This is a genomic window from Bacteroidota bacterium (assembly GCA_039821555.1).
In the GTDB taxonomy this organism is placed as follows: Bacteria; Bacteroidota; Rhodothermia; order Rhodothermales; family Rubricoccaceae; genus JBCBEX01.
In genome coordinates this window covers 57623-73392 of the sequence record JBCBNX010000018.1, presented here as the reverse complement: position 1 = coordinate 73392, position 15770 = coordinate 57623, and the positions used below count along the sequence as shown (strand labels likewise).

The following is a 15770-nucleotide window of genomic DNA, read 5'->3' as shown; positions in this document are numbered from 1 at the left end:
CGGGGGACGAGTGGAACGCAGCGGAGGCCGAACGGAGGCCATGAGCGCCGATCAGACCGATTGTCCACACGCCCTAGTCCACGTTCTCGCAAGCTACCTTGGCACGGGCGAGGGCGGCGGCGAGCGTGCGCTTGCGGACGGGTTTGGCGAGGTGCTCGTCCATGCCTGCGGCGAGGCAGCGCTCGCGGTCGCTGTCGAGGGCGTTGGCCGTCAAGCCGATCACGTAGGGCCGGCCGTAGCGCTCGGGCTCTGCGCGGAGGCGGCGCGTCGTCTCAATGCCGTCGAGCACGGGCATCTGCACGTCCATGAGCACCACGTCGTACGCCGTCGTTGCTAAGGCGTCCAGCGCCGCGCGTCCGTCAGCCACGAGGTCGGCCCCGGAGCCGAGCCGACGCAGCATGGTGAGCGCGACGCGCTGATTGGCCGCGTTGTCCTCGACGAGGAGCAAGCGTTTCGCGGTGGGCGATACCCGTGCGGGGGCGGCTGGAGCCGCGTGCGGTGTGCCATCGCCTGCGGCAGCAGCGGGGGACTCGGCCGCTGACGAAAGCGCCGCAGCGACGGCACTGCGCAGCGGTGCCTGCTTGACGGGCTGGGTGAGCACGGCGGCCAGGCCCACGCGCTCCGTGACCGTCCGGCTGAGCGCGTCGCCGATGGCACTCAGGAGGACGAGCGGGAGCGTGTCGGGTGGATACTGCTCCCGGATTGCGGCTGCCAGGTCGAGGCCGTCCATCTCCGGCATGTGCATGGCAAGGAAGGCGAGGCTAGGCCGGGGGTGCGTGTCGAGCCACGAAAAGGCTTCGGACGGGCGGCTGAGCAGGATCGGCTGGGCTCCCCAGGCACGGAGCTGCAGGTCGAGCATGCGCAGGGTGACGGCGTTGTCGTCCGCCACGAGCACGCGGAGCCCGTCAAGCGCGGCGGGTGGGGGAGCTGGTGCGTCGTCGGGCAGGGGACCGACGGGGAGGTCCAGGGTGATGTGGAACGTCGAGCCGACCCCGACCTCGCTCTCGGCCCACAGCTCGCCGTCCATCAGCCCGACGAGCTGCCCGCTGATGGCGAGGCCCAGGCCCGTGCCCCCGAACTGCCGCGTCGTGGAGGCGTCGGCCTGGGTGAACGAGCCGAAGACGTGGTCGAGCTTCTCGGCAGGGATGCCGACTCCGGTGTCCTCGACGGCGATGTGCAGCGCCGCAATGTGGCCCGCGACAGGGCGATCGAGCGAGGCGCGCACCGAGACGCCGCCCTCGCGGGTGAACTTGACCGCGTTCGAGAGCAAGTTGGTCAGCACCTGTCGCAGCCGGTAGGCGTCGCCGACGAGCGTGGCTGGGACGTCCGGCTCGATGAAATAGCCGAGGCCGAGGCCCGCGCGGGTAGCGCTGACGGCTACTACGTCGAGGACCTCCTCGACGAGCCGGTGCAGCGCGAACGGCTCCGTAGCTAGTTCAACGTGCCCCGCTTCGATCTTTGAAAAGTCGAGGACATCGTTGATGATGCCCAGCAGCGCGTTGCCCGACGAATGGACGATCTCCACAAACTCGCGCTGCTCGGGGTTAAGCTGGGTCTCGCGGAGCATCTCCGTCATGCCCAGCACGCCGTTGAGCGGAGTGCGGATCTCGTGGCTCATGTTGGCTAGGAACTCGCCCTTCGCCTGGGCCGCGGTCTCGGCGGCGTCCTTTGCATCGCTGAGGGCGGCCTTCGCGTGCTTTGCCACAGTGATGTCGCGCGAGATGCCAACGAGGCCCATGACGCGGCCGTCGGCGTCGTAGAGGGGCACCTTGGTGGTGGAGAGCCAGCGCGTCTCGCCGTTGGTCTCGATAGGCTCTTCCTTGTTGACGAGTGGTTCACCGGTCTGTACCACCCGTAGGTCGTCGTCTAAGACCTCATTGGCCACGTCCCGCTCAATGGGTGCCTCGACATCGGAGGCGCCGAGACACGTCTCGGGATCGTCGTAGCCGAGTGCGCGAGCGCTGGCTAGGTTGCGCAGGGTGGCGCGGCCATCGAGATCTTTCGCGTAGATGTGGTCCGGCACCGTGTCGATGATGGCCCGGAGCAGCCGGTGTTGCTTGTCAACGGACGCGGCCGCATAGGTCGCCGCAGGTCTAAGCACGACCCAGCCCAACACGGCTAGCGCCAGCAGCATCCCGAGCAGTAGACCGATTTCGATAGCACGGACCTTGCGATTGGCGAGGACCGACTCGGCGTCTAGCGCAAATACGATCGCGTCCATGCGGACCAGGAAGACGGGTTCTACATCGAGGATCGTACGGAGCGCTAGGTCGGCCTCCTCCGCGTCGCTGCGGGCGAGCGCGTCCTCGAACGCGGCCACGGCGTCCTCGATGCGCTCGATGTAGGGCGTGAGTTGGGCTAGGTCTGCCCGGATCTCCGGGTCGTCGATCCCGGAGAGTTGGAGTTCCGGGTCGCCGTCGAGCAGGCCGTCGTGGGCTTGCGCCCACGTTGCGACATCGGCGTCGAGCGCGCGCAGGTCGGCACGCCGGCCTTGGTTGAGCGCGAGGGCCTCCTTGGCAATCCGCTGGCTGAGCATCCGCTGCCGCCCAGCCAGGTTGACTTCTCGGCTGTCCTCGGCTTGCTGGTTCAGTTCAAACTGAACCACGCCCTGCTCGGCCACCGCGAGCAGAGCCACAAACGCCAACGCCACGAGGTAGCGGCGCGTAAGCAGCCGCCGGATGCTGTGGGACGAAAGGGAAGCCATGCGGCACGATGTTGAAGCGGGCGCCCATGCCGCCTAGGTTGGCCGGCTTGCGGTGCGAGGCCCCACCAAAACCCATACCAGCTTTCGCCCCTACGAGAAGAAAACGGTTCGTCGCAGCCTAAGCGCTCCCTGCCGTTACTCCACGTCGCGGGCGCTGTCGGGCGGCGTGGCGGCGGCGTGGAAGTCGTGGTAGAAGCGCGGCATGTAGCCGTCGAGCAGGGCGCGGACGCGCTGGGGCGTGTCCGCGCGGACGATCAGACCGGCGTGCTGCTTCTTCGGCATGCGCCAGACGATCTCGGGGTCGTCATAGCCCGAGAGGTCGGGGTGCGTCTGCCGGGCGAGCGTGACGAGGATGCCTGCGTGGTCGGTGCGCGGCTTGGGCTTCCGGTAGCGCTCGCCCCGGGCGTCGGCGATCTCGATCTTGGCCCACTCGCGCCAGAGGTTGACGCCGCTCGCGGCCTCCACCATGTCGGAGAGGTTGGCCCCGCCCACGCGGGCGGCCGTTTCGAGAAAGTAGAACTCGCCGTCGGCAGCGCTGCGGATGAACTCGGTGTGCATCGCGCCGCGCACGATCCCGAGTCCCTCGACGAGTTGCTGGGTGAGGTCGTTCAGCGTCTTCGCCTCGGCGCTGTCGCGGTCGAGCGTGCGGCTGGCGAAGAGGCCGCCGCCGTGCATCACGTCGAGCGGGGGGCTGAGGTAGCCGCTTACCTCGGCAAACTGCAGCTTCTTGTTCGCCACCACGGAGTCGACGTGGAAGACATCGCCCGCGACGAACTGCTCCAGCAGGAAGAACGACTGCTCGTCGCCAAGCTCGTCGAGCGCGCGCCAGAGCTGCTCTTGGTCGTGGATCTTGCGGATACCGAGCGCCGACGCCTCGCCGCGCGGCTTGAGGATGTAGGGCGGGGCCTGCCGCTCGAAGAAGGCCCGGATATCGTCGTAGTTGGTGACGGGCACGAAGTCGGGAACGCGGACGCCGGCCTCGCGCGCCTGGAAGCGCATGGCGAGCTTGTCGCGGAAGTAGCGCACCGTCGTCTCGCCCATGCCGGGGATGCGCAGGTGCTCGCGCAGCGCCGCTGCGACCTCGGCGTCGAACTCGTCGAGCGGGATGATGCGGTCGAACTTGCGTTCGCGGGCGAGGTAGGCGACGGTGTTGAGGACGTGCCGCTCGGTGTCGAAGTCGGGCGCGTAGAACGTCTCGGCGATGGCCTCGTGCGGCCACGGGCGGTCGCGCAGCTTCTCCAGCGTGAGGAAGACGACGCGCACGCCCTGGTCGTGGCATTCGCGGATGAAGTCGAAGCCCTTCTCGTAGCTGGCGAGGACGAGGAACGTGGTCATGGCAGACGGATGGCAGACGGATCGATGAGCGGTAGTAGGGAGATGGCTTACACGGGGCCACTGAGTTTACACGGGGCCACTGAGTTTACACGGGGCCACTGAGCTGGCAACGCACCTCCATCTTGGTCATCCCGGACTTGATCGGCATGGGCATCGGGTTGGGGAGCCATGCGAGGCACCGCATGGCTCCCCGCGTTCGCGGGGATGACTCTGTTGTTAGGATGAGGCGTCAGGGAAGCGCGTGTAAATCTACTCCTGCCACCCCGATTCGCTCCGCGCGCCGCTCACTCGGCGGGTTCCTCGGCCCCCTCCTGCGCGTCGGCCCAGCGGAGGCGGACGAGGAGGGGTTTGTGGTCGGAGAGGAATAGGCTCGGTACCTCGGCGCGGACGATCTCCCACGCAGGGTCGGCCAGCACGAAGTCGATGCGGACGAACGGGAGGTCGGCGCGGTAGGTGCCGCCCCAGCCGCGGCCGCGCGTCCGGAAGGCATCGGTGCGGCTCTGCCGAAGCTGCCGGAAGCTCCACGTGTAGGGCGTCGTGTTGAAGTCGCCCGAGATCAGCACCGGCAGCATCTCCGCGTCGACGAGCGACCGGATCGCCTCGACGTGGCGGCCTCGGCGACGGACGGCGTCGCGGTACTGCCGGAGGTAGCCCAGCCCGCCCGAGAGCGAGTAGAACGGCACGCCGTCGTTCCAGGGCTTGTCCATGCCAAAGGAGGCGAGGTGGAGGTTGTAGTGCACGCCCTCGCGACCGCGCCACCGGAAGTGCGTCCGCAGCACCTCCGAGGGGTAGTCCTCGTCCGGCATCAGGGTGTGCCCGCGCTGCTCCAGCACCACGAAGCCGTCCGGCGCGGCTTGGTCGGGCCGGACGTAGAGCGGCACCGAAGTCTGCGCCATCCCGTTCGCCTCGAACGGCGGCATCGGGACGCGGTAGCGCAGCGAGTCGGTGACGAGGTCGAGGTGGTTGGGCTGCCAGCGCTGTGTCTCGCTGGTGATCGTGATGGCCTCCTGCAGGCTTGCCACGGTCGGGACGGTCTGCTCGAAGAAGGCGTAGACCCCGTCCGCCAGCACCTCGCGGCTCGCCCCCGACGCGGGCGTGTTAAACGTGAGGAGGACGAGGTCGTCGGGCGAGGCTTCGGGAGCCGCGCCTGCCCAGCCGAGCGGCACCGTGCGAACGAGCACCCATGCGAGCAGCACGGCATAGCCGAGGGCCCAGCCGCGTTGCTTGCGGAGGAGCAAGCTCAGCGTGGCGAGCGCGAGCAGCGCCGTCCAGTAGGGGAGCCCGAGCGCCACGAGCTGCGCCCACCAGAAGGCGTGGGGCGGGAGGTAGGCCGCCAGCGCCCCCACGAGGGCGACCACGAGCACCGCCGTCTCGGCCACCACGGCGAGCCACACGAACGGGCGCGGCCAGCGGCGCGAGTGAGACGGGGGAGACGCTACGGCAGCCACGGTGCGGGGGGCTACGGTCGAGAGCTACGCGCGTCCGCTCGCCTCGTAGAGGATCCGCTTCTCCTCGTCGGTCAGGGCATCGTAGCCCTGGTCGTTGATCTTGTCGAGGATGCGGTCGATGTCGGTGGGGTTGGCGAGGGGGGCGTCGTCCTTCCCGCGCTCGGAGCGAGGACGGCGCTTCGAGGGACCGCGAGACGTGCGCTTCTTAGGGGACTCAGAGTCAGCCGGCGCGTCGCCTGGCTTCTTCCCTTCGCGGGACGAGGCCCAGCGTTCGAGCTTGCTCAGGAACCCGCCGTCGTCGCCAGGAGCGGCCGAGCGGCTGCGGGCGCCCGCCGAGCGCGAGCCGCCGCCCGTCTGGAACATCGGGGTTGCCCAGGCCGCGAGGTCGGTGCCGGCAAGCTGCGCGCGGGCGAAGAGGTAGCCCACGAGCGCGGCGCCCAACTCGTACGCTGGGTAGGTACCGATCAGCACCGAGAGCGCCACGAAGCCAATGGCGACGTACTTCAGCGGCACCACGCCGAGCAGGAAGAGGCCGATACCGCGGTTCGGGTTGAGCGTGGCCACGCAGCACAGCACGGCGAGCGCGGCCCCCATCGCGCCGTAGATCGGAAAGCGGGGCGCGTAGAAGGTGCCGATCGCCAGCGCGAAGAGGGCGCCTCCGATCGCTGCGAGGACGTAGAGCCCGAAGAGCCGATGGCTGCCATACATCTCCTCGTAGTCGCGCCCCATCCAGTAGAGCCATAGCATAGCGAAGAGGAAGTGGAGCAGGCCGCCGAAGCTCGCCCCGAGGTGCACAAACGCGTGCGTGACGAACGTCCACGGCAGCAGGAACGCGTCTGGGACGACCGGCTGGAAGGCGACGTAGCCGTAGAGCGCCTCCGTGACGCCTGGCACGATGCGCAGGAGCAGGAAGGCGAGGTAGGCCACCGTGTTGACCGTCAGCAGCAGGCGCATCGCGCGGGGCAGCGCGGCGTACCAGATGCGGAACCGGGCGAGTGGAGAGTCGGGATTCATGACCGAGCAGCGACAGAGCGAGCCCCGCAGGGAGACGGGCAGGGACTAGCGGGCGGAAGGGCAGGCGGCTGGGTGTACGGCAAAACTACGCGCAGGTGTCCGCTCGTGTACCGACATTGCGATGGCCTCCTAGGTGACGGATTGAGGCTTGGGACGCAGCGGCAGCTTCCCGCGCCAGAACTGGATCAGCAGGAAGCCCGTGAGCGCGCCGCCCAGGTGCGCAAAGTTGGCGACCCCGGCCTGGGTTCCCGAGACGCCAGCATACAGGTTGAAGACGATCAGCCCGAGCACAAGCCACTTGGCCTTGACGGGCACGAAGAAGTAGAGGTAGATCGGCTCGTCCGGGTAGAGCATCCCGAACGCTATCAGGATACCGAAGACGCCGCCCGACGCCCCGAGCGTGGGCACAGGCACCGGATAGGGCGCGCTGCCGAGGATGAACGGGTAGGACGTCACCGCGAGCTGCGTCAGGCTCGCCCCGAGCACACAGGCGAAGTAGAACAGCGCAAAGCGCTGCGTCCCGAATGTGTTCTCGATCCGCATGCCAAACATCCACACCCCGAAGAGGAGGTTGAACAGGATGTGGCTGAAGCTCCCGTGCATGAACGCCGACGTGATGAGCTGCCACGGATAGAACGTGCTCACGGCGAACTCGCGGAGGCGAAGCTCAGCCATCACGGGCTCAGGCACGCCCACGGGCCACAGCGCGAAGACGTCCTGGAGGAAGCCGTAGAGCGGCCCATTCTGGGCCACGAAGACCAGCACATTGATGATGAGCAGGTTCTTCACCACCGGCGGCATCACCGAGAAGCCAGTGGGCGGACTGTAGGCGTTTTGCATCGAAAGGCGAGAAGCGCAGGGCGCAGATTCAGAGGAGGTCCGGTCGAACGAGCGCTCCCCGTGAAGGTTGCGGGCGGGATACGTGCGGCGGTGTCGCGGTGCAACGAGCAGAAACCACCGCCTCACCGCTATGCCTCACTGCTACACGGCCGCACCGCCTCACTCATCCAACTCCTTTCCCCCAGATTTTCGCGAGGCCAGTGGCTCTTCGCGGGAGGTGCTCGGTAGGAGGCCGCTATGATCCTGTTTCTCTCCGACCTCCACCTCGGGCGCGGGACGCCTGCCGAGAGCCGCGCCGCCGAGCGCGACGTGTGCGCCCTGCTCGACGCGCACGCCAGTGCCCTCGACGCGCTCGTGCTCGTCGGCGACGTGTTCGACGCGTACATGGAGTACCGCCACCTCGTCCCGAAGGGTTTCGTGCGGCTCCAGGGGCGGCTCGCAGCGCTCGTCGATGCGGGCGTGCCGGTGACCTACATCGTTGGCAACCGCGACCCGTGGCACCTCGACCACTTCGCGCGCGAGGTCGGCGTGCGGCTCGTCCGCGACCACGTCGTGGAGACGATGCAGGTCCACGGCACACACGGGGTTGAAAGAGACGAATCCGTGCCCTGGCGCGTTTATATTGCCCACGGAGACGGCCGCATCGCCCACGACCGGCTCTACAACCGGATCCGCCCGCTGATGCACCACCCGGCGGTCGCACGGCTCTACCGGATGCTGCTCCCCGGCGACACCGGCTACGCCCTCGCCCGCTGGACCGGCCGCCGCGCTGCCAACCCCCTCGGCCGCGACCGCACCGGCCCCGACCTCCCCGCTGTGACTGCCTTGCGCCGCTTCGCTCGCCAGACGCTCGCCGCCCCGCCCTCGCAGGGCGCTCTCGCCCCCGACCTCGTGGTCTGCGGGCACGTGCACCTCGGCGAGTGCACCACCTGGGACGAGGGCACCTACCTCAACCCCGGCTACTGGTTCGGCCACCGCACCTTCGGGCGGCTCGACGCCGACGGCCCCGCGTTGCTCCACTGGGACAGCGCTGCCGCCTACCCCTGCCACGTCCGTGTGGACGGCGAGGCCTTCGTGATCGAACGAACGCCGCCGACTGCGCCCGCCGCACACACGCCCACCACCGCGTCGTCGGGCACGGTGTCTGCGTGACAGCCGCCTGTCCCGCTCCGTCCCCCTGACGACTCTCCACCCCCGACTCCCCCATGCCTGACCGTCCCTCTTATTCCGACGAGGACCTGGCTCGCTTTTTCGAGGAGAGCCAAGCTCACCATGGTACCGTCGGTGCCGCGGGGTCCCAGCCGATGGAGGGTGTCCCCCTACCATCCGGCAGCGCTCCACCATCCGGCAGCGCTCCACCATCCGGCAGCGCTCCACCATCCGGCAGCGCTCCACCATCCGGCGATAGCGACGGCGCGTCCGGCTCGTCGCCGCGCGAAGTCCGTCCGGCCCGCCCAGGCGACCCACGCCCTGTGGCTCCGCGGGACGCCGAAAAGCGCGCCGCCATGTTGCTACGCCGCGCCGGGATGGTCATCGCCGGGCTAGCCGTGCTCGGGCTGATCTACTTCGTCTATCTCCTCTCCGGCGTGCCGCCGCTCGCCGAGATCGAGAACCCCGAAAACCTCGAATCGACGCTCGTCTACAGCGCCGACGGCGAGGAACTGGCGCGCTACTATCTCGGCGAGAACCGCACCTGGGTGCCCGTCGACTCGCTGCCGCAGCACCTCATCGATGCGCTCGTGGCGACGGAGGACCGGCGCTTCTACAACCACTGGGGCCTCGACCTCTACGGTATCGCCGCAGTTGTAGCGAATGCACCGTTTAGGGGGCTTCGTGGGGCCTCGACGGTGACGCAGCAGCTCGCGCGCAACCTCTTTCGCATCCGCCGGGGTGGCGACACCGGCCTCTCGCAGAAGCTCCGCGAGATGCTGACGGCCATCCAGATCGAGCGCAACTACACCAAGCGCGAGATCATCGAGATGTACTTCAACACGGTCGCCTTCTCGAACAACGCCTTCGGTATTCAGGCGGCCTCACGCACCTACTTCAACAAGGACGCCTCGCAGCTCGACCTCGGGGAGAGCGCCGTGCTGATCGGCATGCAGAAGGCGACGACCTACTACAACCCGGTCCGCAACCCCGGCAACGCGCAGCGCCGCCGCAACGTCGTCCTCAACCAGATGGTGCGCTACGGTTACCTCGACCGCAGCGTCTACGACGGGCTCGCGCCCGATTCGGTGCGCACCGACTTCCAGCCGTATTCCCACACCGACAACATGGCCCCGCACTTCGCGGAGGTGCTACGGCTCTGGCTCAAGGACTGGGCCGAGGCAAACGGCTACGACATCTACCAGGACGGCCTCCAGGTCCACACCACCATCGACAGTCGCATGCAGGCGCTCGCCACGGTCGCGGTCGAGGCGCAGATGGCGAAGCTCCAGGCTGTCGTCGACGTCGATTGGTCGGCCTCTGATCGCTACTTCTCCTACGACGAGGACGCCTACGTGCGCTACGTCGAGAACAACGACGTGGAGCCGTTCGCGCACTACTTCGACCGGTTTGACGACACCTACGTGCGCAACTTTATCAACGAGTCGGAGCGGGCTCGCCTGCTCCGCAACGCAGGCTTCAGCCGCGACGACGCCATCGACTCGCTGCGGTCGGACGCGGTGTTCATGGACTCGCTGCGCGCTGAGAAGACGCGCCTCGAAGGGGGGCTCGTCGTGGTCGACCCGGCGACGGGTGCCGTGCGTGCGTGGGTCGGCGGCAAGAACTTCGTCGAGGACAAGTACGACCACGTGATGCAGGCGCAGCGCCAGCCCGGCTCGACGTTCAAGCCGTTCGCCTATGCGGCGGCCGTTGACAACGGTTTCTCGCCCTACTACGCGCTGCCCAACGAGGCCTTCTGCTGGGATATCCCCGGCTCTACGACGTGGTGCCCGCGCGGCGGCGGTGCTGGCGGCTACGTCTCGCTCGCGCGCGGCCTCGCCACGTCGAACAACATCATCGCGGCGCGGCTCACCCGCGAGATCGGCCCGTCGCGCGTGGCGCTCTACGCGCAGCGCATGGGCGTCCAGAGTCCCATCGACGCCGTGCCGTCCGTCGCCCTCGGCGCGTCGGACGTGAACCTGCTGGAGATGACGGCCGCCTACGCAACGCTGGCCTCGGGCGGCATCTACCACGCGCCGACCTTCGTCTCGCGCATCACCGACCGCTTCGGCAACACCGTGGCGGCGTTCTACCCCGAGGATACCGGCCAGGAAGCCCTCAGCGCGTCGTCGGCCTACACCGTCGTGGACATGATGCGCGGCGCCGTCGAGTATGGCACGGCCACGCGCATCCGGTCGAAGTTCGGCCTCGGCGAGTACGACTTCGCCGCCAAGACCGGCACGACGCAGGAGTCGGCCGACGGCTGGTTCATCATGATGCACCCGGAGATGGTGGTCGGCTCGTGGGTCGGCTGGAACGACCGCCGTGTGTCGTTCCGCTCGGACTGGTGGGGGCAGGGCGGCCACTCGGCGCTCTACCTCGTCGGCGACTTCGCGCGCCGCCTCAGCCGGGCCGGCGACCCGACGGTGCGCCTCGCCAAGACCCGCTTCCGCGAACCGGCGGGCTACGTCGAGCCGCTGCCGCTGGACATGCAGTACGACGACCAGTGGTACGACCGCACCCAATGCCGCGAACTGGACAACGCGGACGGCTGCGATACGCCAGGCGCGGGACAGGACGGTCGCGCCGAGCGCCCCGAGGCTGGCCGCATCGAGTGGTGAGCCGCGCTCCGATCCCAACTTTATCCCATTCAGACGCTATCGCGTGGCGAGCAGACCTGCCGTCTCGGGGAAGCCCGCGACGAGGTTGAGGTTCTGCACCGCCTGACTGGCCGCGCCTTTGAGCAGGTTGTCGAGCGCGAAGCCGACGACGAGGTGGCGGTCCTGCACGACCACACCGAGGTCGCAGAACGGCGTCCCGACGACGGGTAAGAGCTCAGGCAGTACGTCCGCTTCGAAGCGAACGAGCGGTTTGTCGGCATAGGTAGCCTCATACCAGCCGCGCACGTCCTCGGCACCGACGCCCTTGGGTAGCGTCGCATGGGCCGTGCCCCAGATGCCGCGCGTCCACGGCCCCGAGGTCGGCACGAAGTGGATGCGCCCCGGCGCGACGCCCAGCACGGCCTCGACTTCAGGGAGGTGCTGGTGGCGGAGCACCTTGTAGGCGCGGACGTTGCCGCTGCGCGTCGGAAAGTGCGTCGTTGCCTTCGGACGGGTACCCGAGCCCGACGCCCCCGTGAGCGCTGTGACGTGCGCCTCGAACGCATCGCCCAGATTGGCCGCGAGCGGGTGCAGCGCGAGCGCGAGGCCCGTCGCGAAGCAGCCAGGATTGGCGACGAGCCCCGTGTCTGCCGAGTACGGGGCGTTGACCTCGACCAGCCCGTAGGCGGCCTCCGCGAGGTGGTCGGGTGCCGGATGCTCGAAGCCGAACCAATCGGGGTAGATCGCTGGGTCGTCGAAGCGGTGGTCCGCACTCAGGTCGATGATCGGTCCGTCGAAGCCGCCTTCACGCAGTGCCACGACGGCCGCAGCCCCCTGTCCGTGCTCAGCGGCGACAAAGGCCGCATCGAAGGTGTCCGGGTCGAGGTCGTCGGGCGCGATGAACGCGAGGTCGGTCTGCCCGCGCAGCGCGGGGTGCGTCGTCCACACCGGCTTGCCTGCCTGCGAGCGGCTCGTCACCGCGACGGTCTGGGCGTTCGGGTGCCCGAGAAGCAGGCGGACCAGTTCGCCGCCGGCGTAGCCCGCCCCGTGCAGGATCGCGACGCGGAGCGGGTCGTGGGTCACAGGTCGTGGGTCGAGGGTCATGGATCGCAGGCCAGCCTACTTCGATATCGCTTTGGTGTCGTCCTGAGCTTGGTTCGGGATCTAGCCGGGCTCGTTGAGATACTGAAAGCGAAGCTTCTCGTAGTAATCGAGTTCGGTATGACAAGTGGGGTAGGTCGAGACAGACGCTCACTGATTCGTGGTCCCGTCCACGCGCGTGCCGACGCGGGCGGCAAGCTGGGCTTGGAGGCCGTAGAGTCGCGTGAAGCCCTCGGCGTCGCGGCCGTCCCAGAGCGTGTTCACCTCGCCGTACTGCGCCACGTCGGCGCTGAAGAGCGAGAACGGGCTGCGCGCGCCGAGCACGCGGATCGCGCCCTTGAACCACTCGACCTCCACCTCGCCCGTGACGCGCCGCTGGGACGAGTCGAGGAACGCTTCGAGGTCGCGCATGACCGGATCGAAGTAGAGCCCTTCGTGGACGAGTTGCCCGTAGAGGTCGCCGAGCGTGGCCTTCTGGACGAGTTGGAGGCGGGTGAGGACGAGCTTTTCGAGTTCGCGGTGCGCCGCGATGAGCGTGAGCGCGGCCGGGGCCTCGAAGCCCACGCGCCCCTTGATGCCGAGGATGGTATCGCCGACGTGGACGCCGCGCCCGATGCCGTGCTGCGCGCCCTCCGTGTGCAGCCGCTCCACGAGCGCGACCGGCGCGAGCGCGTCGCCGTCGAGTGCGACGGGGACGCCCTGCTCGAACGCGATAGTGAGCCGCTGCGGCGTGTCGGGGGCCGAGCTGGGCGAGACGGTGTCGGGCCAGGCGTCTTCGGGGAGGACGCCGTCGGGGCGGTGCGTCTCCACGCCGCCGACGGTCGTGCCCCACAGGCCGTGGTTGACCGAGTAGGCCGTCGTCTTGGGCGGGACCTCCACGCCGCGCTCGCGCAGGTAGTCCGTCGACGCCTCGCGGGTGAGCCCGAGCGCGCGAATCGGCGCGAGCACCTCGACCGGCCCGGCCCCTACTCCAGATGACAGGGTGCGCTCGGCGAGCAGCCGCAGCGCCGTGTCGAAGCGGACCTGGTCGTTGCCCGCGCCCGTCGAGCCGTGGGCGATGGTCGTCGCGCCGAGCTGCGCGGCGTGCGCCACGACCTCCTGCGCCTGCACGACGCGCTCCGGCCCGACGCAGAGCGGGTAGACGTTGCCGCGCAGCACGTTGCCCTTCACGAGGTAGCTCAGCACCTCGTCGTAGAGCCGCGCCCGCGCGTCGATGACGGTATGCGACGCGGCCCCGAGGGCGTGGGCTCGCCCCTCAGCCTCGGCGAGGTCGGCCTCCGAGAAGCCGCCGGTGTGCACCGTGATCGTGTGGACGGGGCGGTCGTAGGTCTCCCGGAGGTAAGGGACGCAGAACGAGGTGTCGAGGCCGCCGCTGAAGGCGAGGACGATGGACATGGATGGGCGGTCGGCTATCGGCTGTCGGTGGGCAGCCTGGGGTACGAAGCAAAACGAAAAACGCCGACTCCGGTGGGGGAATCGGCGTGGCAGAACAGGAGCGGCGAAGCCGCAGGTGCACCCATTACCCCAGAGTCGCGGACGGGAGTCGGCGCGGGCTTCGGCAGGCGAGGAGGGAGGCACGGAGAATCATGCACGGATGATAGCGCAGGCGCGCAGACCGGCGCGGTCGCTTCGCTAAAAAAGCATGGAGGGGAGCTTTCGGCGACGGCTCGGGTATATTGGAGCAGCACCCTTCGGGGTGACTCTCAACAACAGTGCACCGCACTGCTTGCCGTCCCGCCCGGTCGTAACAGGCCGGGCGGGATGTTTTTTGGCGAGCTCCGAGGTAGGCCCAACGTCTCCGTCCACCTATGATCCTGAAGCGGGCGCCGTTTCGTAGGATAGAATGCAGCTCTCATCCACCTGCTCACTCCGCATCACCATGCGCCTCCTCGCAGCCCTCCTGCTTCTCATCCTACCGCTCGCCGACGACCACACCGGCTCATCGGCCGTCACGCTCAGCGGCGACGGCGCGCCGGCCTCGTTTGAGGGTACGGCCTACTTCCTCCCTGGCATGGAAGGCATGGGCGTGATGGCACTCGCCACGGCTCCCCTCGATGGCAGCTCCTGGGCGCACGACGGGGCGCCGTTTTCCTACGTCGAGATCGTCGCGTTCAACGCGCTCGCGGAGGGCACGGTCGAGGTGGGCGGTGGCGCGCGGGTGACGGTCTACCACTGGGACGACCACGACGACGGGCCCACATTCTCGGCCATGGCCGAGGGAGGCACGCTCACGCTGGCGAGCGTGGCGGACGATGCCGTCTCCGGCTCGCTCTCCGCGGCCCTCACGCAGTACGACGACGAAGGCAACGAGCGCGTCGTCACGGTCGAGGCGACGTTCAGCGCGGTGCCGGGCAATGTGCCCTCGCCGTGACGGGTCTGGGCGCGGCTCTTTCTCGGCGCGGCTAGCTCTCGGCGCGGGGCGACTCGAACGCCTTGACGGTCGCGATGTAGGTCGGGACGTAGTTGCGCGTCTCGCGCGGGAGCGAGCCGTAGATGTCCCAGAACGTAGCTGGACGGCCGAGGCGCGCGGTGGCGCGGCGAGCAAGCCGCTGCACGAGGTAGGGCCCGCAGTTGTAGCCCGCGAGCGCGAGCTGCCAGTCGCCGTCGAACATCTCGGAGAGGTCGCGGAGGTGCTGGGCCGCAGCGCGCGTCGATTTCTCGGGGCGGAAGCGGTCGCGGTGGCTGAGGCCGTAGAGGCGGCCGGTGCCTTTCATGAACTGCCACATCCCGGCGGCGCCCATCGGGCTGACGGCCTGCGGGTTGAGCGCACTCTCCACTACGGCGAGGTACTTCAACTCCGTCGGTACCCCCTCCTCGCGGAAGATGCGCTCGATCATCGGGAAGTAGCGCTCGCCGCGGGCACGGATGCGGTCCTGGTAGCCAGCGTAGCGCTGGAGCTGCGCCGTCTTGCGCTCGATGTTCGACGCGAACGACTCGGGCGCGTTGAAGACGTTGCTCAGGAACAGCGAGGCCGCCGTTTCGAGGTGCAGGTGCAGGTCGAGCGGACCGCCATCGAGGTTCAGGTCGGCGAGGGCGTCGGTGCGCAGCCGCTGGAAGTCGACGGCCGAGAGGGCGAGCGTGGCGACGGCGCCGTGGTGGCGCTCGTAGGCGGCCTGGGCGTCGAGGACGAGCAGGCGCGTCTCGGCATCGCGAAGGAGGTAGGGGTCCGCGGCGAGGGCATGGGCCAGCACCATCGCCTCCGCGGCGAGGTCCGCCGCGTGCCTGGTGTCGCCGAGCGACTCCGCCGCCTCGATGTCACCGAGCAGCCGCTCGGTCTCGACGATCTGGCGCGCCCAGACGGGGGCGTTGCCATCGCCGGGGCGATCGGTGTGCGGTTCATCGCCAGGGCGATCAGTGCGCGGTTCATCGCCAGGGCGATCAGTGCGCGGCCTATCGCCGCGGGCGTCTGCTTCGTACACCGGCAGCGCGGACGGAATCGAAGCGGACGCGGGAAGCGCTGCAAGCAGCAGAGCCGCGAGCACGACAACGGGGAGCGTGCACAGGGGGAGCGTGCACAGGCAGTCTGCAGGGCGCGGCATGAGACGAGGTCGTGGTGGATCTGGGCAGTGCCGATGTGGG

The 15770-nt window shown here is 68.7% G+C and carries 11 protein-coding genes; 3 read left to right on the top strand and 8 right to left on the bottom strand.

The genetic code is table 11. The features are described from left to right. Positions 1–73: 73 nt before the first annotated feature. The 5 genes from AAFU51_15870 to AAFU51_15850 all read right to left on the bottom strand — a co-directional run bounded on the left by AAFU51_15870 (position 74) and on the right by AAFU51_15850 (position 7341). The gene (locus AAFU51_15870) at positions 74–2704 is read right to left on the bottom strand and encodes a response regulator (protein MEO1572735.1); all 2631 of its coding nucleotides are present in this window, start codon (positions 2702–2704) and stop codon (positions 74–76) included. Between the two features lie 135 nt (positions 2705–2839). After that, positions 2840–4039, bottom strand: coding sequence for an ATP-grasp domain-containing protein (locus AAFU51_15865; protein ID MEO1572734.1), 1200 nt, complete (start codon positions 4037–4039; stop codon positions 2840–2842). A 284-nt stretch (positions 4040–4323) separates the two neighbouring features. Beyond that, positions 4324–5487, bottom strand: coding sequence for an endonuclease/exonuclease/phosphatase family protein (locus tag AAFU51_15860; GenBank protein ID MEO1572733.1), 1164 nt, complete (start codon positions 5485–5487; stop codon positions 4324–4326). 24 nt (positions 5488–5511) lie between these two features. Next, on the bottom strand, positions 5512–6501 hold the full coding sequence (locus AAFU51_15855) for a rhomboid family intramembrane serine protease (GenBank protein MEO1572732.1): 990 nt from the start codon (positions 6499–6501) through the stop codon (positions 5512–5514). Positions 6502–6630: 129 nt separating this feature from the next. Further along, entirely contained in the window at positions 6631–7341 is a 711-nt protein-coding gene (locus AAFU51_15850) for a rhomboid family intramembrane serine protease (GenBank protein ID MEO1572731.1), read from the bottom strand. 237 nt (positions 7342–7578) lie between these two features. On the opposite strand from AAFU51_15850, the gene AAFU51_15845 reads away from it, so the two are divergent. Together AAFU51_15845 and AAFU51_15840 are read left to right on the top strand one after the other, a co-directional pair. After that, on the top strand, positions 7579–8493 hold the full coding sequence (locus tag AAFU51_15845) for a UDP-2,3-diacylglucosamine diphosphatase (protein ID MEO1572730.1): 915 nt from the start codon (positions 7579–7581) through the stop codon (positions 8491–8493). 353 nt (positions 8494–8846) lie between these two features. Continuing rightward, positions 8847–11111 carry a transglycosylase domain-containing protein gene (locus tag AAFU51_15840; GenBank protein MEO1572729.1) on the top strand — a complete coding sequence of 755 codons (2265 nt, stop codon included), beginning with the start codon at positions 8847–8849 and terminating at the stop codon, positions 11109–11111. A 36-nt stretch (positions 11112–11147) separates the two neighbouring features. On the opposite strand, the gene argC is transcribed toward AAFU51_15840, so the two are convergent. Together argC and argG are read right to left on the bottom strand one after the other, a co-directional pair. Then, a complete protein-coding gene (argC, locus tag AAFU51_15835) occupies positions 11148–12194 on the bottom strand; it encodes an N-acetyl-gamma-glutamyl-phosphate reductase (protein MEO1572728.1) in 1047 nt (348 codons plus the stop codon). 147 nt (positions 12195–12341) lie between these two features. Beyond that, complete coding sequence (gene argG / locus AAFU51_15830) at positions 12342–13586, bottom strand: argininosuccinate synthase (GenBank protein ID MEO1572727.1); 1245 nt, start codon at positions 13584–13586, stop codon at positions 12342–12344. 484 nt (positions 13587–14070) lie between these two features. On the opposite strand from argG, the gene AAFU51_15825 reads away from it, so the two are divergent. Next, positions 14071–14562: a hypothetical protein gene (locus tag AAFU51_15825; protein MEO1572726.1), complete on the top strand. Its 492-nt coding sequence runs from the start codon at positions 14071–14073 to the stop codon at positions 14560–14562. Positions 14563–14593: 31 nt separating this feature from the next. On the opposite strand, the gene AAFU51_15820 is transcribed toward AAFU51_15825, so the two are convergent. After that, entirely contained in the window at positions 14594–15730 is a 1137-nt protein-coding gene (locus tag AAFU51_15820; GenBank protein ID MEO1572725.1) for a transglycosylase SLT domain-containing protein, read from the bottom strand. Positions 15731–15770 lie beyond the last annotated feature (40 nt).

Coding starts and splice junctions, on each gene's coding strand:
- AAFU51_15870 (MEO1572735.1), bottom strand. CDS start 2,704: ATGGCTTCCCTTTCGTCCCACAGCATCCGGCGGCTGCTTACGCGCCGC.
- AAFU51_15865 (MEO1572734.1), bottom strand. CDS start 4,039: ATGACCACGTTCCTCGTCCTCGCCAGCTACGAGAAGGGCTTCGACTTC.
- AAFU51_15855 (MEO1572732.1), bottom strand. CDS start 6,501: ATGAATCCCGACTCTCCACTCGCCCGGTTCCGCATCTGGTACGCCGCG.
- AAFU51_15850 (MEO1572731.1), bottom strand. CDS start 7,341: ATGCAAAACGCCTACAGTCCGCCCACTGGCTTCTCGGTGATGCCGCCG.
- AAFU51_15845 (MEO1572730.1), top strand. CDS start 7,579: ATGATCCTGTTTCTCTCCGACCTCCACCTCGGGCGCGGGACGCCTGCC.
- AAFU51_15840 (MEO1572729.1), top strand. CDS start 8,847: ATGTTGCTACGCCGCGCCGGGATGGTCATCGCCGGGCTAGCCGTGCTC.
- argC (MEO1572728.1), bottom strand. CDS start 12,194: ATGACCCTCGACCCACGACCTGTGACCCACGACCCGCTCCGCGTCGCG.
- argG (MEO1572727.1), bottom strand. CDS start 13,586: ATGTCCATCGTCCTCGCCTTCAGCGGCGGCCTCGACACCTCGTTCTGC.
- AAFU51_15825 (MEO1572726.1), top strand. CDS start 14,071: ATGCGCCTCCTCGCAGCCCTCCTGCTTCTCATCCTACCGCTCGCCGAC.
- AAFU51_15820 (MEO1572725.1), bottom strand. CDS start 15,730: ATGCCGCGCCCTGCAGACTGCCTGTGCACGCTCCCCCTGTGCACGCTC.